The 21169-nt window shown below is 44.1% G+C and carries 14 protein-coding genes and 8 tRNA genes; 14 read left to right on the forward strand and 8 right to left on the reverse strand.

The genetic code is table 11. The features are described 5' to 3' along the window. Positions 1–90: 90 nt before the first annotated feature. The 3 genes from L5L94_RS12765 to gltX form a co-directional block, all read right to left on the reverse strand. A tRNA-Glu gene (locus tag L5L94_RS12765) sits at positions 91–166 on the reverse strand. 63 nt (positions 167–229) lie between these two features. After that, positions 230–305 (reverse strand) — tRNA-Ala (locus tag L5L94_RS12770). Positions 306–410: 105 nt separating this feature from the next. After that, positions 411–1820, reverse strand: coding sequence for a glutamate--tRNA ligase (gene gltX, locus L5L94_RS12775; protein WP_105252064.1), 1410 nt, complete (start codon positions 1818–1820; stop codon positions 411–413). A gap of 610 nt (positions 1821–2430) precedes the next feature. Between gltX and L5L94_RS12780 the strand changes: the two genes are divergently transcribed. The 12 genes from L5L94_RS12780 (at position 2431) to L5L94_RS12835 (ending at position 10376) form a co-directional block, all read left to right on the forward strand. After that, positions 2431–2506: transfer RNA gene (locus tag L5L94_RS12780), tRNA-Val, on the forward strand. Positions 2507–2550: 44 nt separating this feature from the next. Beyond that, positions 2551–2626 (forward strand) — tRNA-Val (locus L5L94_RS12785). A gap of 37 nt (positions 2627–2663) precedes the next feature. Then, positions 2664–2739: transfer RNA gene (locus L5L94_RS12790), tRNA-Val, on the forward strand. Between the two features lie 48 nt (positions 2740–2787). Beyond that, positions 2788–2863, forward strand: a tRNA-Val gene (locus L5L94_RS12795). Positions 2864–2891: 28 nt separating this feature from the next. Next, positions 2892–2967 (forward strand) — tRNA-Val (locus L5L94_RS12800). Between the two features lie 28 nt (positions 2968–2995). Next, positions 2996–3071 (forward strand) — tRNA-Val (locus L5L94_RS12805). Between the two features lie 167 nt (positions 3072–3238). Continuing rightward, entirely contained in the window at positions 3239–3469 is a 231-nt protein-coding gene (locus tag L5L94_RS12810; RefSeq protein ID WP_263163459.1) for a hypothetical protein, read from the forward strand. A gap of 464 nt (positions 3470–3933) precedes the next feature. Next, positions 3934–4953 carry a TRAP transporter substrate-binding protein gene (locus L5L94_RS12815; protein WP_113941003.1) on the forward strand — a complete coding sequence of 340 codons (1020 nt, stop codon included), beginning with the start codon at positions 3934–3936 and terminating at the stop codon, positions 4951–4953. Between the two features lie 59 nt (positions 4954–5012). Beyond that, the gene (locus L5L94_RS12820; RefSeq protein WP_181800891.1) at positions 5013–5669 is read left to right on the forward strand and encodes a TRAP transporter small permease; all 657 of its coding nucleotides are present in this window, start codon (positions 5013–5015) and stop codon (positions 5667–5669) included. Then, positions 5669–7066: a TRAP transporter large permease gene (locus L5L94_RS12825; protein WP_028761090.1), complete on the forward strand. Its 1398-nt coding sequence runs from the start codon at positions 5669–5671 to the stop codon at positions 7064–7066. Before L5L94_RS12820 ends, L5L94_RS12825 begins: the two co-directional genes overlap by 1 nt. Before the next feature lie 129 nt (positions 7067–7195). Then, the gene (locus L5L94_RS12830) at positions 7196–8992 is read left to right on the forward strand and encodes an ATP-binding protein (RefSeq protein ID WP_263163461.1); all 1797 of its coding nucleotides are present in this window, start codon (positions 7196–7198) and stop codon (positions 8990–8992) included. 4 nt (positions 8993–8996) lie between these two features. Continuing rightward, on the forward strand, positions 8997–10376 hold the full coding sequence (locus L5L94_RS12835; protein WP_028761092.1) for a sigma-54-dependent transcriptional regulator: 1380 nt from the start codon (positions 8997–8999) through the stop codon (positions 10374–10376). A 16-nt stretch (positions 10377–10392) separates the two neighbouring features. Here L5L94_RS12835 and L5L94_RS12840 read toward each other — a convergent pair whose 3' ends face one another. Further along, positions 10393–11640, reverse strand: coding sequence for an MFS transporter (locus tag L5L94_RS12840; RefSeq protein ID WP_263163552.1), 1248 nt, complete (start codon positions 11638–11640; stop codon positions 10393–10395). A 163-nt stretch (positions 11641–11803) separates the two neighbouring features. Between L5L94_RS12840 and L5L94_RS12845 the strand changes: the two genes are divergently transcribed. Next, positions 11804–12685: a LysR family transcriptional regulator gene (locus L5L94_RS12845; protein WP_028761094.1), complete on the forward strand. Its 882-nt coding sequence runs from the start codon at positions 11804–11806 to the stop codon at positions 12683–12685. An 86-nt stretch (positions 12686–12771) separates the two neighbouring features. On the opposite strand, the gene L5L94_RS12850 is transcribed toward L5L94_RS12845, so the two are convergent. From L5L94_RS12850 to L5L94_RS12865, 4 genes are all read right to left on the reverse strand, one after another. Beyond that, positions 12772–16668 carry a S8 family serine peptidase gene (locus tag L5L94_RS12850; protein ID WP_263163463.1) on the reverse strand — a complete coding sequence of 1299 codons (3897 nt, stop codon included), beginning with the start codon at positions 16666–16668 and terminating at the stop codon, positions 12772–12774. Between the two features lie 739 nt (positions 16669–17407). Continuing rightward, complete coding sequence (locus L5L94_RS12855) at positions 17408–17809, reverse strand: YbaY family lipoprotein (protein ID WP_131523152.1); 402 nt, start codon at positions 17807–17809, stop codon at positions 17408–17410. A gap of 1 nt (position 17810) precedes the next feature. Next, positions 17811–18677: an acyl-CoA thioesterase II gene (tesB, locus tag L5L94_RS12860; protein ID WP_028761097.1), complete on the reverse strand. Its 867-nt coding sequence runs from the start codon at positions 18675–18677 to the stop codon at positions 17811–17813. A 236-nt stretch (positions 18678–18913) separates the two neighbouring features. Then, entirely contained in the window at positions 18914–19852 is a 939-nt protein-coding gene (locus tag L5L94_RS12865) for an SDR family NAD(P)-dependent oxidoreductase (RefSeq protein WP_263163466.1), read from the reverse strand. A 342-nt stretch (positions 19853–20194) separates the two neighbouring features. Between L5L94_RS12865 and L5L94_RS12870 the strand changes: the two genes are divergently transcribed. Then, on the forward strand, positions 20195–21070 hold the full coding sequence (locus L5L94_RS12870) for a 1,4-dihydroxy-2-naphthoate polyprenyltransferase (RefSeq protein WP_173243963.1): 876 nt from the start codon (positions 20195–20197) through the stop codon (positions 21068–21070). Positions 21071–21169 lie beyond the last annotated feature (99 nt).

The following is a 21169-nucleotide window of genomic DNA, read 5'->3' on the forward strand; positions in this document are numbered from 1 at the left end:
ACAGCTAACTTTAGCAGTATATGTATCAGCAGAAATTTAGATTTTGTCCTTACCAAACAACACGTTAGTTATTTGCTAGGAACCAATATTTGGTATCCCCTAGGGGATTCGAACCCCTGTTACCGCCGTGAAAGGGCGGTGTCCTAGGCCTCTAGACGAAGGGGACCCCGGACATATTAATTTGAACTTTTCGCTAGAAAAGGTTCCCGTTTAACATCTACGGTAAGTTTGGTGGAGCTACACGGGATCGAACCGTGGACCTCTTGCATGCCATGCAAGCGCTCTCCCAGCTGAGCTATAACCCCAAACCTATCGAACTACATTTAAGTGCACTGCAAGCATTTGCTCGACTGTGTCTCAACTGCGTGGCGCATTCTATGCAGCGCACCTAAAAGTGTCAACTCGTTTTTTTAGGAATTTATTCTATCTGCTACAAATTCAATCGCTTTGGATATTCTTTGCTCAGAACGGCTTCTTCCAATTAAAAATAGTGTGATATCTAAGCCTGGAGACTGCCCTGCCCCTGTTACTGCAACACGTAAAGGCATACCGACCTTACCCATACCCACATCTAATTCAGTCGCAGTATCTTCAATTGCCTGATGAATAGCTTCAGCTGTCCACTCAGTTAATGCTGATAATTTCTGTTGCACCAGTTGCAATGGCTCTAACGCAACACCGCGTAAATGCTTTTTCGCCTGTGCTTCATCAAACTCAGCAAAATCTTCATAGAAATAGCGGCTAGATGCGGCTAACTCTTTTAGAGTCTTAGCGCGCTCAGCTAATGCAGTGACCACTTCAGCTAATGCTGGGCCATTTGACAGATCAATTTTTTGATCGTCCATGTGCCATTGTAAGTGTGTTGCCACATATTCTGGATCTAGGCTCTTTATATAGTGTTGGTTCAACCACACCAGTTTATCGGTATTAAAAGCAGAAGCGGCTTTGTTGATGTCACTCAACTTAAAGAATTGCTTCATTTCTTCTAATGAGAAAATCTCTTGATCGCCATGTGACCAACCTAAACGTACTAAATAGTTCAGCAGTGCTTCTGGTAAATAGCCATCGTCACGGTACTGCATTACGCTAACAGCGCCATGGCGCTTAGACAACTTAGCGCCGTCATCACCTAGAATCATAGATACGTGTGCATATTCTGGGATCGGCGCCCCTAATGCTTTAAGAATGTTGATTTGACGCGGGGTATTGTTGATATGATCTTCACCACGCACCACACAAGTGATCCCCATATCCCAATCGTCAACCACCACACAGAAGTTATAGGTTGGCACGCCGTCGGTACGGGCGATGATCAAGTCATCTAATGCATCGTTAGAAAATTCAATCCGACCACGAACATGATCATCAAATACCACTGAACCACCGATTGGATTTTTAAAACGCACTACAAATGGTTCATCAGTCTCGCGAGCGGGTAAGTCGCGACAGCAACCATCATACTTTTGTGCTTCACCGTTAGCGGCCTGTGATTCTCTTAGGGCATCGATTCGCTCACGTGAACAGTAACATTTATACGCTGTGCCCTTTTCTAACATTTGAGCAATGATTTCGTTATAACGGTCAAAACGCTTAGTTTGGTAATATGGGCCCTCGTCCCATGTCAAACCTAGCCAGTTCATGCCTTCTAAAATCGCATCACAAGCAGCTTGAGTCGAACGCTCAATATCAGTGTCTTCAATACGTAATACAAACTCACCGTTATTTGCACGGGCTTGTAACCAAGAATAAAGTGCCGTACGGGCACCACCAACATGCAAGAAACCGGTAGGACTAGGGGCAAAACGCGTCTTAGTTGTCATAATGGGACACTAACCTATATAAAGTCGTCTAGATAAAGACAATCACGATAAAAAAAGTGGGCTTATTCTAACAGTCAAAGCAGGCGCTGCAAATGGGACAAGCTTCACAGTATCACTTATCTGGTTAAATCGTGTCGCAAATCCCTCTCCTTTTATAGGGAAGCCAATATAAAGCGATATATAGAGGTGGCACTATTGCGATCACCACCATTGATGAATGCTAACACTTGAGAATATTTTTCAGACTCTATATTCCAGCCCCTAAATCTCTACACCTATATACCTTTAACTATAAATATCTGCGCCATCGAACACGCGCATCTATACACTATCAATGCACTCATACTATTTAGTACGCTAATTTTTATAAATCACTCACTTCCTCAGCACTTTTACCACAAAAAAGTCCGGTGAATGGGATGAGTTCAACTCGTATTTAATCGCGAGCGCCCAAATTGCATACCATTGACTGGCGAATTAAATAACACTTTGATCGGCGGCATGATTAGCATTAAGCCAATGTGGACAAAAATAGCGCGACCAATGCTTTTTTCACTAAAAAGCGTTGACACTAGATCGAACCTCCCTATAATACGGCTCCACACAGCGAGGTCGATTAGCTCAGCTGGGAGAGCACCTCCCTTACAAGGAGGGGGTCACTGGTTCGAGCCCAGTATCGACCACCATATTTTCTACAAAGAAACTATGGCATACAAAATTTTATATCCCAGGTCGCTTAGCTCAGCTGGGAGAGCACCTCCCTTACAAGGAGGGGGTCACTGGTTCGAGCCCAGTAGCGACCACCATATAACTTAGTGTATTAGTGTGTAAAAGTCATTCCCAGGTCGCTTAGCTCAGCTGGGAGAGCACCTCCCTTACAAGGAGGGGGTCACTGGTTCGAGCCCAGTAGCGACCACCATTCTTTATTGAAGAATGACTTAAAAAATGTGTAGTTTGAGAATGCCCAGGTCGCTTAGCTCAGCTGGGAGAGCACCTCCCTTACAAGGAGGGGGTCACTGGTTCGAGCCCAGTAGCGACCACCATATTCTGCAATACACATGTTATATCCCAGGTCGCTTAGCTCAGCTGGGAGAGCACCTCCCTTACAAGGAGGGGGTCACTGGTTCGAGCCCAGTAGCGACCACCATATTCTGCAATACACACGTTATATCCCAGGTCGCTTAGCTCAGCTGGGAGAGCACCTCCCTTACAAGGAGGGGGTCACTGGTTCGAGCCCAGTAGCGACCACCATATATCTCCCCCAATAAACTTTATCCACGCGCTTACTCAACTATGCTTGATCTCAATCAGCGAGTGATAAGTTATGCTATTCGGCATTTTATATTTCGTTAAATACTAAGCACTATCGACACTCAGCCTGATTTCATTCTGCTTTAGCATTTTTGGAGATCAACATTATGGCCAGCGTCAGTCAATCCGCTTCTCTTGCCAATATCGCCACTTATTTAAAGCATACCCACGCCTGCTATGAGCAAACGGCTCTAAAAGAAGCGCGGGAAGTCATGCATAATCTCGTCAGCATGCGCCAAAAAGGCTTTATTACTGGTTGGTACTTTGATGAACAAGGCCATTTAGCCTTGTTACCTAGCGATGCTATCCTTAAACGTATTCTTTTAGAGGATGACTAACAGCATCAAATGAATTGTGTCTTGATTGACTACGATAGCTATCGACTTAACCTCCATAGACTTCACATCTCACCTACACTTCTTCTAAAGCAGCTCACCACAATATTTATCGTTATATCGCATACTTTTACGGCTTTTTTTGATCTAAAAATAACTAAGTTTGTTTAATTTATCTGCAACGACAAGAGCCGTCAATTTGAGGCCGATCTTCACTATGGGTGGGTTTCCACCCAAACACAAAATCACTGTGAGCGAGATCTCACCCACCAAACTAAAAGTGTGACAAACATCAAATGAACTACACTTTAGTAACCAAACACTTACAGAAGCCAGTGTAAGTTGGCGTGGTATTTGCCTTTAGTAAGACAGACCTCAGGGAAATCAAGGCTGTATTCCTACTCAAACTTGGTAACAAACTAACCAAGACTGAGGACAAATCCTAACAACAGAAAAAGGAACTCAAGATGATATTGAATCAACAAACTGGATTGACCCGTCCACTCAAAACCTTAGTCAAAATGCTCGCTGTTGCCTCCGTATTTGCGACCAGTTTTAACGTATTTGCAGAACCGATTGAAATTAAGTTTTCACACGTAGTGGCAGAAAACACACCTAAAGGCCAAATGGCACTTAAATTTAAAGAACTCGTTGAACAACGTTTACCAGGTGAATACAAAGTCAGTGTATTTCCTAGCTCACAGTTATTTGGGGATAACAACGAACTAGCGGCACTGCTGTTAAACGACGTACAATTTGTCGCGCCTTCACTCTCAAAGTTTGAGCGTTACACTAAACGTCTACAAATATTCGATTTACCTTTCCTATTCAATGATATGGATGCCGTGAACCGTTTCCAACAAGGTGAAGCTGGTCAAACATTACTGAACTCCATGAGCCGTAAAGGGATTGTCGGTCTGGGTTATTTACACAATGGTATGAAACAGTTCTCCTCTAATACACCACTTAAAAATCCTGCTGATGCAAAAGGCTTAAAATTCCGCGTTATGGCATCTGATGTTCTAGCAGCCCAGTTTGATGCTGTTGGTGCAATCCCTGTGAAAAAACCTTTCTCTGAAGTATTTACCCTACTTCAAACCCGCGCTATCGATGGTCAAGAAAACACTTGGTCAAATACTTATTCACAAAAGTTCTATGAAGTGCAAAGCCAAATCACTGAAAGTAATCACGGTGTTCTCGACTATATGGTCGTGACCTCTGACACTTTCTGGAAAGGTCTACCTGCTGACAAACGTAAGATCATCAAAGAAGCTTTAGACGAATCTATCGCATTAGGTAACAAGATTGCTGCTGAAAAAGACAATGAAGACAAACAGTTAATCCTTGATTCTAAACGTTCACAGTTAGTGACTCTGTCTCCTGCTGAACGTCAAAAATGGGTTGAGGTAATGAAACCTGTTTGGGCTAAGTTTGAAGATCAAATCGGTAAAGATGTGATTGATGCTGCTGTAGCTGCAAATAAATAATAATGATGATAGTCGCCTAAGCTCAACCGAGCTTAGGCGACCATTTCAGCGAGGGGATTATGGCTGTGATATCGCGAATATTTGGTTATGTTGAAGAAGGTGTGCTCAATTTATTGATCACTCTGATGACGCTGTTAGTGTTTTCAGAAGTCGTCGCTCGCTTCTTCTTCAACACGGGTTTTCTTTGGATCCAAGAACTTACATTAACCTTTTGCGGTTGGTTTGTGTTATTTGGTATGTCCTATGGGGTTAAAGTCGGTGCCCATATTGGTGTCGATGCGTTTGTTAAAAATTTAGCGCCAAAGGCTAAAAAGATAGTATCTCTTATTACCGCCTTTGTTTGTATCGTCTATTGCGGACTCTTTTTAAAAGGCAGTTGGGATTACTTAAGCCAGATGTATCAAATCGGTTTGCCTATGGAAGACATACATTTCCCACAATTTATATTAAAAAGCCTTGATCCAGATTTTGCTTGGAACACTTTAAAAATCGATATTGAAGATGGCGCAATACCGATTTGGTTATCTCAAAGTATTTTAATCATTGGCTTTTTTATGTTGACTTGGCGTTTCGTCGAACTCTTTATCGCCATTCTACGTGACCAAGTCTCAGGCTTCCAATTTGCCGATGAAGCGAAAGAAAGTATGCATTTAATCGATGAGAGCGCTAAAAACGCTAAAGTAGATCCAGTCTCTGACCAAAAGGAGGCTAAATAATGGCTATTGCAACCCTATTTACCGCCCTATTCGTATGTATGTTTCTCGGTATGCCTATCGCTATCGCATTAGGTTTTTCCAGCATGCTGACGATTTTATTGTTCTCGAATGACTCCTTAGCTTCAGTTGCACTCAAGCTGTATGAGTCTTCATCAGAGCATTACACTTTACTCGCAATCCCCTTCTTTATTCTGTCATCCGCCTTCCTATCAACGGGTGGTGTTGCTAGACGGATTATCGATTTTGCCATGGACAGTATTGGACATGTCCGTGGTGGATTAGCAATGGCATCCGTTATGGCGTGTATGCTGTTTGCTGCAGTTTCTGGATCATCTCCTGCGACTGTTGCGGCAATTGGTTCTATCGTCATAGTCGGCATGGTAAAAGCAGGTTATCCCGAAAAATTTGCGGCAGGCGTGATCACGACCTCTGGCACTCTCGGGATTTTGATCCCACCTTCAATCGTCATGTTAGTGTATGCCGCAGCAACTGAAGTGTCGGCTGCAAAAATGTTTATGGCAGGCTTAATCCCAGGTTTAATGATGGGATTTATATTGATGATCGTCATTTATATCGTTGCCCGCTTTAAAAACTTGCCCTCACGTCCTTTTCCTGGCGTTAAACAACTGGGGATTTCAAGTGCCAAGGCAATGGGTGGATTAGCACTCATCTTTATCGTATTAGGCTCTATCTATGGTGGCGTCGCTAGCCCAACCGAAGCATCAGCTGTGGCTTGTGTATATGCTTACCTTATTGCGGTATTTGGCTACCGTGATATCGGGCCATTAAAAGACGTGGCATGGCGTAATCAAGGTGAAAACTTAGCCAAAGCAACTGCGCGTAACTTAGGTCATATGTTCTTAGGACTGATTAAAACGCCTATCGACAAAGACATACGTCATGTTGTGCGCGATGGTGCCAAGGTCAGTATCATGCTGCTGTTTATCATAGCTAACGCTATGCTATTTGCGCATGTATTAACCACAGAACGTATCCCTCACATTATTGCTGAGTATATTGTTAGCATGGGTTTACCCGCCTGGGGATTCCTGATCATCGTTAACTTACTGTTGCTTGCTGCCGGTAACTTTATGGAGCCATCGGCGATTGTACTCATTATGGCGCCAATTCTGTTCCCTATTGCAACGCAATTAGGCATAGATCCTATCCACTTAGGTATCATAATGGTCGTAAACATGGAGATCGGTATGCTAACGCCGCCGGTGGGACTCAATCTCTTTGTCACCGCTGGGATCACGGGACGCAGTATTGGTTGGGTGATTCAGTCGGTTCTGCCTTGGTTACTCGTGATGCTAGCCTTCTTAGCCCTGATTACTTACGTACCACAGATTTCACTCTTCTTACCTGAATGGTTGGATTCGATGCGTGGATATTAGTCTGCAATTCAAGGTTGTGAGATTACCCCTTGATTACAGATAGATTTTAAGCGAGCCTAGTCAGGCTCGCTTTGTCTTATTATGCGCAGTATCAGTTATTGATCCCGTTGCTTTATCAGGATAACCACCATGTTGCCCATGACGCCTAAGGCCAAGAAACGCCTCTTTCTGACCGTTGTGTTACTTGCAGGCCTATTTGCAACCCTCAAACTGACCTACTGGGTGCATTTGCATCAAGGTAAAATCGAGATCCAAAAGCAATCGGAGAAACAACTAAAGGAATTAGTCAGTTTTCTCGATGGTGCACTATCGCGCTACGAAAGTATTCCCCACGTGCTCTCGACTAACCCAATGCTCGCCAATGTCCTGAACGACCAGCAGAATCCTGATAAAGTCCAAGAGCTTAATTTATATCTCGAAGAAATTCAGCATGTCACCGAAGCATCCGATATCTATCTGATCGATGCCTTAGGTATCGCCATTGCCGCCAGTAACTGGCAACAAAGTTTTTCCTTTATTGGCAAGGACTACTCCTTTAGACCCTATTACACAGATGCTATCTCGGGCAATCTAGGCCGTTATTACGCAGTGGGTACCAGCTCAGATAAGCGCGGATTTTATTTCTCTTACCCTATTTATCAACAAGGTGGTAAAGGCATACTTGGGGCCATCATAGTCAAAGTTAATATTGCCGACATAGAGCAACAAAGTACCAGTATCGCGATTGCGGGTCAGTATCAGTTCCTTATCAGTGATCCTGAAGATATCGTCTTTATTTCCAGTATCGATGAATGGCGGTTAAAATCACTAACCCCGCTTACCCAAGCCAAGCAATATGCCCTTAATGCCTCAAAACGCTATGCAGAACGTCTCATAGGAGAGTTGTTGATGAAGCCGCCCTATGAAAGTGGTAGTCAAGCTATGCTATACCAACTGCAAACGGGTACAGACCATGAACAATACATGGACATCCACCAATCAATGGCTAAGGCAGGCTGGCGAGTACACATCTTAGCGCCAATCAAACCTTTACTGACCTCTTTGCCCGCGCTGATGTTACTGTCAGCTAGTATTTATCTTTTGCTGGCACTCAGCATCCTATTTAACGCCGAGCGCCGTCGCAATCTACACCGAATGCAACTAGCGCAAAGCCTGTTAGAACAGCGAGTTGAAGAACGCACTCAGGACTTACAGCAAGCCAACAATCAGCTCAAAGATACTCAAGATGAGCTGATCCAAGCGGCAAAACTGACAGTGATCGGCAGTTTATCCGCCAGTATTAACCATGAACTCAATCAACCACTCGCGGCACTTCGCAGCTATGCCCAAAATACCCAAACTTTTCTCGCCCGTGATATGCAAGATAAGGCACTGGATAATATCAAGATTATTATTGAACTTACCGATAGATTAGCCGATATTGTTGGGCAATTTAAAAGCTTTACCCGCAAGAGCCAAGGCGCTGATAGCGCAACCGATATTGGCCGCTGTATCAAGCAAGCCCTGACCATAGTTCAACCTGCAATTGATAAACAGGGTGTTGAACTCGATGTGCAATTACCCAACGGCAACTATCAGGTTTGGGGCGATAAGGTTAGATTACAACAAGTGTTTGTCAACATTATGAGCAACGCCATTGTCGCTATGCAACAATCGGTTAAACGCCAATTGGTTATCCGCGTGACCAGTGAAGATAAGTTTTGCATCAGCATCCAAGATTCAGGCCCTGGTGTACGTGAAAGCCAAATGGAGAAAATCTTCGAACCTTACTTTACCACTAACGAGCGCCACGGACTGGGGCTAGGCTTATCGATTTCACAACGTATTATCGAATCCATGCAAGGCCAAATTAACGTTGCCAATGCCGAAGAGGGTGGCGCTATTTTCCAGATTATTTTACCTATTTACTTGCTCGAGGAACGTTAGTTTTATGAGTGTGCCCAATTCAATTCAAGATTATTCTGTTCTCATCATCGACGATGAGCCGCACATAGGCACAGTTCTCGTTCAACTATTTGAACTGGAGGGCATTAAGGCGCTCGCCACCACAGAACCCAAAGGTATCGCTAAGTTGCTGCATAAAGATTGGGCGGGAATGGTGATATCGGATGTCAACATGCCACAATTAGACGGCATCAGCTTAATGCAACAAATCCGTCTGCAAGATCCCGATCTCCCCGTCGTCCTACTCACTGGTTTTGGTGATATTGCCATGGCAGTCAATGCCTTAAAACAAGGCGCCTACGACTTTCTCGAAAAACCCTTTAATAACGAACATATACTCGATGTGGTTAAACGCGCCTTAGAAAAACGCAGTCTGACCTTAGAGAACCGCAAGCTTAAAAAGGATCTCGAAAGCCAAAGCGTACCGGGCCCTCGTATTTTGGGCAACAGTGTCGGCATCAACCGTATGCGCCACATCATAACGCAAGTGATAGATACGCCTGCGGATGTGTTAATTGAAGGCGAAACAGGTACAGGTAAAGAACTTGTCGCCCGCTATTTACACGACCACAGCAGCCGCAGCCAAGCCAACTTTGTCGCCATAAACTGTGGTGCAATCCCCGAAAACCTGATTGAAAGTGAACTCTTTGGCGCCGAAGCGGGGGCCTTTACTGGCGTCGATAAGATGCGCATTGGCAAATTTGAATATGCCAATGGTGGCACGTTATTTTTAGATGAAATTGAAAGTACGCCACTGTCTCTGCAAGTAAAACTGCTGCGAGTGCTTGAAGATCGTAAGGTTGAACGTTTAGGTTCTAACAAGAGCATCAACTTAGATATTCGCGTGATAGCGGCTACAAAAGTCGATTTAAAAGGTCTGTGTGACACCGGGGAATTTCGCCAAGACTTGTTGTATCGCTTAAATCTGGTGACTGTGCCCATCCCTCCCCTGAGAGATCGCCGTGAAGATATTCCGTTACTCTTTTTACACTTTGCCCGCGTCGCATCGGCACGCTATCACAAAGCGCTTATCGCCTTAAATGCGGAGCAAAACGCGATACTTACTTCCCACGACTGGCCAGGCAATGTGCGTGAGTTACGTAATCTCGCTGAACGCTTTGTGCTACTGGGCGGAGAAGCCGCCTTTGCTGGCACGTTAGGCAATACTCCAAGCCTGCACTCGAGTATGTCCCTGCTACAAAGGGTAGAGTTTTTTGAACGGGTACTGATTGAAGAAGCACTTAGCCACAACAAGGGCAGTATTAAGCAGACCATGGAGCAGCTAGAACTGCCCCGCAAAACCCTCTACGACAAAATGCGTAAATACGATTTAGACCGCAAACAATACATTAATTCCGATGACTAAAGGACATATTTAAGCTTTAGACTAACGCCCGTTTGACATGAGTTTGATGGTAATGCAAACGGGTGATTGCTAAGGCGATCAAGGCTAATAAGGTTAACGATCCCATCACCACACCGCGCCACTGCGCCTCATGCCAAAACATCATCAAATAAGGGCCGCCAATCGCAGCACCTAAGTAATAACAACATAAATAGAGTGACGTCGCCTTAGCTCGATCACGACTGGCCCGCATTGCAACAAAGGAATTACAGCAACTGTGGGTAAGGAAGAACCCACAGGCGGTCATTAAAAAACCTAAGCTAATGGTCAAAGTGGTATCAAACAGGGTCAGTAAACTGCCGAGCAACATCACGCACCAAGACCATTGATATAATTTATGTTGACCAAATTTGGCGAGCCATTTCGCAGTGAAATACGACGCAATAGTCCCGCTGGAATAACACAGAAAAATCAAGGTGGCTTGGAAACGACTCCATTCATAGGGTGGAGCCATCAAATGCAGTTGAATAAAGCTAAATTGATTCACCATCATCATAAAGGTCAAGCCGCCAATCGCGTAGACCAAACGCATTTGCGCATCGGTCAGATGATGACTAAAGCCATGAAGATCTTGCGCTAAACGGGCGCGTTTTGATAAGGAAGGCTCAGTGTTACTGGGTGACATCGACTGCGCATCGGCAAGTGAAGGCAGCAAATAGTTCACTAAAGCCACCCCCGCTAACGTCACTAGAAACAACAACCACATAGATTCTTGCCAAGATAAAAACTGCGACATTAAACCACCTAGCAGACGTCCAACAATCCCGCCAATACTGTTCGCCATAATATAAATACCTGCGGCTTTCAGCATAGTGCTTGGTAATAATTGCTCCTTAAAGTATGCCATGGCAATCGCAGGGACAGCAGCGAGTAATGCACCTTGTAGCAATCGCACTAGCACTAATCCATTAAAATCCGGCGCCCAGATTAATAGTAAGTTAGACAATGCCAATAACCACAAGCTGACAATGATTGGAGTGTGTCGACCGATACGATCTGACAGTACCGCATACAAGAGCAATGAAAAGGCTAAGGAAAAACTGGTTACCGACAGGATTAACGTCGCTTTAGAGCCTGATACCGCAAAATGTTCCGCAATCAGCGGCAACATGCCTTGCATTAAATACAAGTTGATATAGACCACCACTGAAGCGACGCAGAGCGCCCACATCAATCGGGTGTCACGCTGTTTATTGTCAATCATAGTATCTAATACGGCTTGCACGGGAGCCTCGACCAAGTAATCACTCATAGGATAGACAAAGATTATCACTGGGCATAACATAACAATAATAGATAATATCTATCGTAATCATTGATTTTTGTTATAGAAATAGCGCGCCAAAAGTACACTTCTTGCCACTGATAAAATAGTACGAGCCCGATTAATGGATATTCGCCAACTCAAACATTTAGATGCCCTTGCCAATACCGGCAGCTTTACCGCCGCAGCCAAGAAACTGAATATGGCTCAGCCCGCGTTAAGTCAAAGTATCAAGCGCTTAGAAGTCGCACTCGGCGTCACCTTAGTCAATCGTACGAGCAACAAAAATGATAAACTGCTCACACTCACGGCCGAAGGTATAGTCCTGCATCAACACGCCACTTTGATCCTAAAACAAGTTAAGCAGGCCGAAGCGCAAATCCGCGCCATGGCCAATCTCACCTCGGGAGAGGTCCGCATTGCCGTGCCGGGCATGCTGGGTTCTTTCTATCTCCCCTCGCGCTTAATGGCTTTTCGGCATAAGTACCCCGAGTTGAAACTATCACTGTTTGAAGGCGGGACGCGGGATGCACTGCGCATGTTGCAACAGGAAGAAGTGGATATTGCAATCATTACCGCCCAAGACCTACAGCCCGAATTTGATAGTCAGCTGTTGATCCGTGAGCAAATGGTGATCGCTATGGGTGCCGAACACCCTTTAGCGGAACATAGCGCTGTGAGTCTACATGACTTTTTCGACCATGAATTAGTGATGTTCAAAACAGGTTATTTCCACCGTGAATGGATACTCTCTCAAGCCAAAGAATTAGGCAAAAAGCCCAATATTGCCTTCGAGACCAATCTTATTAATCTGATTAAACAAATTGTTTCCCAAGGATTTGGGATCACCAGTGTACTTGAGATGGCGATAAGCTCAAAAGATGACATTTTAGCCAAACCCTTCGATCCACCGGTATTTTTAAACCTCCATATTGCATGGAAAAAGCAGCGCCCCGTCAGCCAAGCAGACCGCGCCTTTGTCGATTTTTTAATGTCAAATCGCTAACACAAACCAGCAAATACAAAAAAGGGCTGATATCAATATCAGCCCTTCTCTCTTACCATTAAACCTTCCGATTTTACTCTGAGGGTTTAGCCTTGTTTACGACGACCAAAAGCAAAAGGTAGCAACAACAAGCTTAACCAACCTAAGGCACCACCATCATCTTTCTTGGCTGGTGTTTCAGTCACAGATACAGACACAACACTTGAATCTTTATTGCCGTGGTTATCAGATACTGTCAGTTGGAATGAAACCGTCTGAGCAGAGCCACTCACGTTTGGTGCGACGAGATTAAGCTTGGCCGCATTAGCGTCAAAGTTAAAGCTGGTGCCCCCTAACTGAGTCCATTTGTAGGTCAAAGGATCATTGTTGGCATCCGACGACTTGCTCGCATCGATGAACAAAGGTTTACCTTCTTGGACAGTGGCAGGAGCTTCAATCACAGCTACTGGCGCCACTTCTGGAACATCAAATTGATACTCCTGCTTCAAGATTTCAGCCGAGTCGTTATTCACTTTGTTGGTCAATGCCACTATGTTGCCTTGACTCGCCTTACGTGGCACTAAGTCAAAGGTGACATCTAATGCCGCAGCAGCAGAGGCCATTTCGATAGTCCAAGTGATCTTATTGCCCACTTGCGCACCTTGATGGCTAATATTAGCCACTTCGTGACCTTCTGGTAATAACGCCTCTAGGCTGTAAACACGGGTTTCTTGCGTTTTGTTCGCTTCAATACGTGTCTTCATCACTTTAGCGGTACCAGGTGTTAATTCACCAGAAACAGTACTGCCTAGAGGAGGTAATACGTCATCACTAACGCGCTCAAATACGACCGGAATTTTAACAGGTGCGACTTTGTCATCAGTGGTGGTCAGCGTCAGCATAGCTATGCCAGCATCTCCCACTAGCATCGCTTGTTTCCATGCTAAGTTGACATTGAAATCTTTATGATCACCCGTAAGATTTGCTGTTAAGTTATCACCCGCTTCATCGTATAACGTCACTTGTTTCAAACTAAAGGCATCATCCGCATCGGCTGCAGATGCCTGATAGTTTTGTACAACGACAATATACTCGCCCTTCACTGGGTTCTTAATAGATACACTTTCCTTTGAACCCTCGAAAGCAGAAGATGCAGCAATTGAAAGCTTGCTACCGTCTTTCTTATCGAGTATCACAAACATGTCTAAGTCAGGAGAGGTTGTATTACCGATTGATGCATTGAAATATAAAGCTTTATCTTCAACATTAAAGCTAAATACTTTTACGCCATCGGCCAAATCATCAAATGCACTACCAGTATTTGAATCCTGTTTCACACTTGATTCATAAGTAGCGCTTAATTTAAGTGCAGTCACTGTCGCCGCAACACCCGGTAGATCAATCGCTTTCAAGTGCGCCAAATTACGTTCATCTGCATCACGTGAGGCTGAAACATTAACCAAAGCAGGTAAATCGCGTTTAGCTATCTTAGCTACGATCGGCATATTAGCCGTTGGGAAAGTATCGGACGTTAATACTAAGTTACCAAAGCCCCAACTTGCACCGACGTCAGTCACATCCGCAGTCACTGTAATCGTTTGGCTTTCACCTTTTTTGAGATTAAAGCTTTCTGGCGTCACAGTTAACGCGAATTTATCCGTTGCGGAAACGCCTTTTGCAGTCCAGCTACCATCAGCCGTTGCAGTAACAATACGTGTCCAAGTACAAGTATCAATACAACGTGAATCAGCCATGCTTGGAATGTTTAGCTTACGTGGATCGCCACCTGTTGTAGGGTTAGCAATCTCGTAGTTTAAGGCACTTTCATCCATCACTAAGCCCGTTTTTGCAGCTAAATCAACACGAATACGACCGGCTCCTACGTCGAACGGATCCGCAACGGTTTTACCATCGGCTTTTTTCATGGCTTGGGCTGTCGTTGCCGTCATCATTAGCGCAGAACGAATGTTGTCTGGCGTCCAATCCTTATGCAGCGATTTAAGTAACGCACCAGCACCTGCAACGTGAGGACTCGCCATTGAAGTACCTGACATCAAAGTGAAATCAGCAGGATCTGTACCTGTTTCATCATGGCCAAACTGTTGGTCGGAATAAGCAGCGTAGATGTCACTGCCCGGTGCAGCGACATAGGGTACGAGTACATCGTTAGTCAGGTTAGGTCCAATCAATGAACTGGCAGATAAAACATCCGCTTCTTTACTGGCAACTTTAGGGGTTGGAGACAGCGTGATTTCAAGAGCAGGATTTGCCGCCATAGCAGCAATCAATTCTAAGCCATCAATATCACCAATAAATACCGCTGGAATATTCAATTTATCCAGCCCCGACATAGTCAGACGCGCATTATTTTCACCATCTCTATTGAAAACAATCACACCCTTAGCGCCAGCTTCCATTGCTGCGGCCACTTTGATATCGAATGAGCAAACACCGCGTCTTAAAACGGCGATCTTGTCTTTAAAGGCATCTGCTGGGAACGGTTTACAGGCTTCAAAATTGGTCGCATCAATTGCGCCAGCATAAAGGGGAACACCTTTGAGCACTTCAGTTTGAACCGGACCAGAACCAGCAGTGTAATGATAGTTTTTACCATTAAATTCCACGGCGCGTACTATGTCACGGTTATGAGTCGAGTTAGCTACCGAAGTATACCAAGGTGCATTTTTAGGCGTAGAGTAAGGTGTTTGATTAATCGCAGGGCTCGTGTTTGTCGCGGCACGTGTGTTACCCGCAGCCACTGCAGCAAAAATCCCCGCATTACGCGCGGCTAAAAAGCCTTGTTCCGTCGCACTATTCCACGGGTTTCCACCACCACTGATAGAAAAGTTAAGCACATCGACGCCATCTTTAATCGCATCATCTAAGGCTTTTAAAATCGGTGCACTTGGACATCCTGAATAAGTGTCGCCCGCATTACCTGGATTACAAATTTGATAAGCTATGATGTTTGCATGTGGTGCAACACCTGAGATTTGTTTAAATTCAAGACCTGTCGCAATGCCATCGCTTTCTAACTTACCTGTTTCACCTTGCACATAAGGCACATTCACTAGGATGTTACCTGCTGCGGTACTCGCAACGTGAGTACCATGCCCACCGTAATCCTCACCATTTTTAGCTGGAGGGGTGTCACCAAACACTTTTGCATCGTCGTAGTTATTTGTTATCTCAGAGTAACTGCGAACTCCAATCAACTTGTCATTACACATGCTCGCGAAATCAGTTTTACAATCACCAATATAGATGCCTTGACCTAATGGGTTTGTGTGGTCATAGCCATCTTGGCCAACATCAGCGAATGAAGCATGATCTGAGTTAATACCTGAGTCGATAATACCGACGATCACACCTTCCCCCATGGCTTTCGTGCCCGTCGCACTGCCATCCCATATATTAGGAGAACCGATAAGCGCTTGACTGACATCGGTTTCCATTTGCTCCATACGCTCGCGCTCAACAAACGCAACCTCAGGTAACTCAGCCATTTTCTTCGCTTGAGCTTGAGTCATGCGAACCGCCATACCGTTTAACGCATACTGATATGTCGTTAATGGTTGCAGATTGGTGCCAATAGCCGCACTCGCGTTAGCTAAAAATCGGTTCTGTTTTACTTTCAAATAACTAACATAACTTTTGACTTCAGCTTTAGAAGCATCAAGTTTACCGTTCACAGCAACTTTTGAAGTACCGTTTACCTGCACTCTTTGTGAACTAGTCGCTTTTAATCCTGGAATAGTTCCTTGGTAATTAGCAACCGAACTATCACGTAAACGGACGATATAAGTATATTCACCCTCACCTAAATCTGCTTCAGGTACAAACTTAACCTCAGCTCCGGCAGCGTTACCGCGTAATGAAGTGACTTGTAATTCACTTGGAATATCTAACTGCAAGGTTTCACCCGTAGGTGATAATACGGTTTGTGCATTTGCCGCCGACGATAACAGTGCCATAGACACTGCTAATGCTATTTTAGTTTTCATTGTGACTTCCCTAATTCTTATAAGTTGTATGATTTATAAAACTCAGGTTTGGGTGGCATGAAAACGCTGCGGCAACCAAAAACATCACCCGTAACTGACATTTTTTATGAATAACCATTCAATTTACTGTGATGATGATCACTGAGTTTTATCGCGACAATTTGTAACACGTGATGATACAAATTAAAACAGTAAGTTAACAGAACGTAATTCAGTAAATGATGAACAACCTCATACCTTGTTAAAATAAATCCATATAACCTTTATCAGACTGTTTTATGTCCCAACGATAAGTCGTAGTATAAAAATCGATAAAAAAAATAATAAACATTAAATCATATATTTAAACTTAACCTTTAAGTGTCAGCTCAAAAATACTCTTAGGTTAAACAGAATGAATACCCGTAAATAAATATTCTTTTTTACAAATATCATTAGTTACAAAATAAACGCAAAAGATCTTTTACGAAACAACAAACAACAAAAATAACATCACTAATTTAACAAAATATATACATATTATATTTGTATGATATTTTACAAAATGATACCCCTTATAAAAATTAACTAACTTATGCATTAATATTCTTAATCCTGTATAGAGCAAGTTAATACTTAATCTCACATTTACAGCATAGCAAGCGGATTATTGACCACAAAAAAGCCCTTTCAATATAGAATTGAAAGGGCTAAATCTTCATCAATATAAAAACAATATTATTGCAGTTGTGGCCAGTGGTTAATTAGCCATCACCGCCTTCATTAACACTTCTGTCGTGAACTTATCATTATTGATAACTGGGAACCTGTCATAGGTTTGGAAGATCACTTGGTCTTGAAACTTAATCATCGCCACTACGCCATATTGGATACTTTTATCGATCGATTTAGCGGGCAATGTAAATTTAAATGGCACAGGTGCTCTGGCGATATTGAAGGTTTTTTGTGCGACGATGACACCTGGAGTATTCAAATCAATAATGGCAATAATGATTTGGCAGCCTTGAGGTAATGGGATCTTCTCTAGATAGCCAGCGGCGCCATTGATGATAATCGGTTGTTCAGGTGTTACAGTCACACAGCCATTGAGCAAGACAGCCATGAGAGAGAACAATATAAACGATTTTATTTTCAGATACATACTAACGTCCTTTTACCATGCGTATCAGGCCTTCTTGAGTAGAAGAAGCCACTAACTCGCCTTGTTGATTGAAAAACTGCCCTCTGACGTAACCTCTGCCACCGCTAGCATTAGGACTATCGATACTGTAAAGCAACCACTCTCCCATATTAATCGGGCGATGGAACCACATCGCATGGTCGATCGTCGCCATTCGTACCCCAGGACTTAAGAAGGATACACCGTGGGGCTGAGCTGCCGTGACTAAAAAGTTAAAGTCTGAGGCATAGGCGAGTAAATATTCATGGATATGGGCATCATTTGGCATAGGACCATTAGCCCTCATCCAAACATAACGGTACGGCTCGGTTTCTTTAGGCGCAAAAGGGTGCAGTGGATTGACCAATCGCATCTCAATTGGCGCATCGGCCATAAACTTTTCAAGTATGCTCGGCGGTACTTTATCCCGCATCGTCAGCGCCAATTCCTGCTGATTCAACAAACCTTCAGGTCCGGGTACTTGCGGCATAGCGGCTTGATGACTAAAACCTTCCTCAGGTTCTTGGAAGGAGCAGGTCATATGAAAAATCGGCCGACCTTTTTGAATAGCACTAACCCGACGAGCGCTAAAACTACCGCCATCACGCATATTTTCTACTTCATAAACAATCGGCAACTTCTCGTCACCTGCACGTAAAAAGTAGGAGTGTAATGAATGGATCTTACGCTCAGCAGCTACTGTCTGTTTTGCGGCGCTCAGTGCTTGGCCCATCACTTGACCACCAAACACATGCCCAAAACCCAGATCTTGGCTTTGACCACGAAAGAGGCCAATTTCAATTTGCTCAAGGGAAAGTAATGATAAAAGATCGTCTAATACCTGACTCATGGGATCCTACTGCGTAATTAGCAATTAATCTTAAAGGGTAACTCAGTTAGCCTTAAGCTGACCAGTCTTCTATCGATGATTCACAATCAAATCATCACTCAACGATGAGGAATTAAACGAGGCACGTTGGAGTATCTGTGTTATTTATTGTGCTTAGCATTTACGGCTTTATTGAGCCACTTACTGCATTTAAATCGCTATAGATGCAGGCTTAGTTCAAATACAAGCATGATGAATCAATCGATTTTAATGTGATGTTCTAGCGCACTTAACTTAGACCAAGACAAAACCTTATCCTCTCCACAGGAGTGCAAAGTCACGGGGAAGGATTGGTGTAACTGTGGCCACTGCTGCGCGAGGTTATCTGGCGTAAAAAGACCTTCATTAAAATACATAGGCTGAAACTCGACAAACATGCCGTGGCTAACACTGCCCGCTCCGGCGAGTAGATGTTGACCATTTGGCGCCTGTTCACTCACCAAGAAAGCCGTAGTAGCCGTTAATGATTCAAAGGAAAATAGCGGCTGAATCGCACTCGCTAAATGTTTGGCCGTCATCGCGGTTACGGCCTGAGGGCATAAGCTATTGACTCGAATATTATGAATTTCACCTTCTAATGATAAGCTATTCACCATGCCGACCAGCGCCATCTTGCTCGCACTAAAACCAACTTGGTGCAAGTCACCGAACAAGGCCGAAACTCCCGTTGTCATCATTATCCGGCCAAAATTCTGTTGTTGCATATAAGGCCAAACAGCTTGAGTGAGATAAAAGCTGCCATTGAGATCGACATCCAATTGCCGTTGCCACTGCTCAAGTTTAATGTGCTCAAAGGGACAAGCACCATAAACGCCCGCGTTATTAATCAAGATATCAATGCGATGCCAGCGTAGGATCACCTCTTCAATCATGCTATTCACTTCATTTCGCTGACTCACATCAAGCACAAAATAAATGCAATCTCCACCGAGTTTAATAATGCTGCAATAGGTCTGCATTAATTCTAAGTTGGCTTGGCTCGTCTGAGCGCCGTCGGTGGAAATTGACTCATAGGACGATAACGGCTGGTCGACGAGTATCACTTTTGCCCCCCGTTCAGCCAACATGATGGCATACGCTCGACCTAACCCAGCCGCAGCCCCAGTGACTAATGCCACCTTATTGTCAAAACGCATCCAAATATGTCCTTATCGGCATTGTTGTAGCGGCAAAAAATAACGAGCATAGGGTAACAACCGCCTATGCTATCTACTAAACAAAGTATTTAGCGTTACGCCTATGTCATGGACAGCACAAAGCCTCCATTAACATTAACTATGGAAACACAGACTTTTTTGATTTTCTTTGAACTTAACGACAAATCTCATCCTGCATCAGTGAACATATGTGCGCCAATTCAAACTCTGTTAAATGCGTTTATTAGATAGTGCTCACTTTCGTGTTAAATCTTGTTATGCTATGCGCTAATTGAGCCCTTGCTCGGTACCATTCCCATTTACCAATAATGACTGGACGCCATGAATCCTTGGATTTTAGCAATAAGACCCCGTACGCTACCCGCGGCCATAGGTCCCCTACTGATAGGCAACATTCTCGCCCTGCATCTTGAGAGTTACAGCTGGTTAATCGCTGCCACTTCAATGTTGTGTGCTGTCTTATTACAAATCGCGGTCAACCTCGCTAACGACTATTTTGATTTTAAAAACGGCATAGATACAGACGAGCGCTTAGGGCCCGTTCGCGTGACTCAAAGTGGTTTAATTTCACCAACAAGCGTTCGCAATGCCATGATATTTTGTCTCTTAATGGCGCTTGCCGTGGGATCATATCTGATTTGGCACGGAGGCTGGCCCATCGCCATTCTCGCCGCAGCCGCTATTTTAGGTGCTCTTGGCTACAGTGGTGGCCCCTATCCCCTCGCCTCCCATGGGCTCGGTGAAGTAGCGGCATTTGTCTTTTTTGGGTTAGTGGCAGTGGTGGGCAGTTATTATCTGCAGGCGGGCGATACGACTGTTAATGCTTGGTTATTAGGTTGTGCGATTGGCTTATTTAACGCTGCGATTATGTTGGTGAATAACACTCGCGACATCCGTACCGACACCCAAGCGGGCAAGCATACTCTAGCGGTACGTATTGGCGAAGCTCAGGCAAAAGTGCTTTATCAAGCTTTAATCTATTTGCCCTTTGGCTTAGTCATCGCTGGCTTTTTATTCGGTATTTTACCCGGCTTACCAGTACTACTTGCGGGATTATCTCTGCTTATTGCCCGCAAACTCAGTAGCGATTTTTATGCAGTTTCTGGTGAAGCCTTAAATCCGTTACTCGGCCGTACAGCTAAGTTAACCATGATTTTCAGTACCTTGTTTAGCGTGGGTTTAGTGTTTACCGCATAAGAGTAAATCAGCTAAGCTAATGCTACACCACAGCTCAATGCTGAATATAAAAAGGTTCATATCTTCGATAGATACGAACCTTTTTTATTGGCCGCAACA

This window comes from Shewanella sp. SM21 (genome assembly GCF_025654335.1).
GTDB classification, from domain to species: domain Bacteria; phylum Pseudomonadota; class Gammaproteobacteria; order Enterobacterales; family Shewanellaceae; genus Shewanella; species Shewanella oncorhynchi.

Coding starts and splice junctions, on each gene's coding strand:
- gltX (WP_105252064.1), bottom strand. CDS start 1,820: ATGACAACTAAGACGCGTTTTGCCCCTAGTCCTACCGGTTTCTTGCAT.
- L5L94_RS12810 (WP_263163459.1), top strand. CDS start 3,239: ATGGCCAGCGTCAGTCAATCCGCTTCTCTTGCCAATATCGCCACTTAT.
- L5L94_RS12815 (WP_113941003.1), top strand. CDS start 3,934: ATGATATTGAATCAACAAACTGGATTGACCCGTCCACTCAAAACCTTA.
- L5L94_RS12820 (WP_181800891.1), top strand. CDS start 5,013: ATGGCTGTGATATCGCGAATATTTGGTTATGTTGAAGAAGGTGTGCTC.
- L5L94_RS12825 (WP_028761090.1), top strand. CDS start 5,669: ATGGCTATTGCAACCCTATTTACCGCCCTATTCGTATGTATGTTTCTC.
- L5L94_RS12830 (WP_263163461.1), top strand. CDS start 7,196: ATGTTGCCCATGACGCCTAAGGCCAAGAAACGCCTCTTTCTGACCGTT.
- L5L94_RS12835 (WP_028761092.1), top strand. CDS start 8,997: ATGAGTGTGCCCAATTCAATTCAAGATTATTCTGTTCTCATCATCGAC.
- L5L94_RS12845 (WP_028761094.1), top strand. CDS start 11,804: ATGGATATTCGCCAACTCAAACATTTAGATGCCCTTGCCAATACCGGC.
- L5L94_RS12850 (WP_263163463.1), bottom strand. CDS start 16,668: ATGAAAACTAAAATAGCATTAGCAGTGTCTATGGCACTGTTATCGTCG.
- L5L94_RS12855 (WP_131523152.1), bottom strand. CDS start 17,809: ATGTATCTGAAAATAAAATCGTTTATATTGTTCTCTCTCATGGCTGTC.
- tesB (WP_028761097.1), bottom strand. CDS start 18,677: ATGAGTCAGGTATTAGACGATCTTTTATCATTACTTTCCCTTGAGCAA.
- L5L94_RS12865 (WP_263163466.1), bottom strand. CDS start 19,852: ATGCGTTTTGACAATAAGGTGGCATTAGTCACTGGGGCTGCGGCTGGG.
- L5L94_RS12870 (WP_173243963.1), top strand. CDS start 20,195: ATGAATCCTTGGATTTTAGCAATAAGACCCCGTACGCTACCCGCGGCC.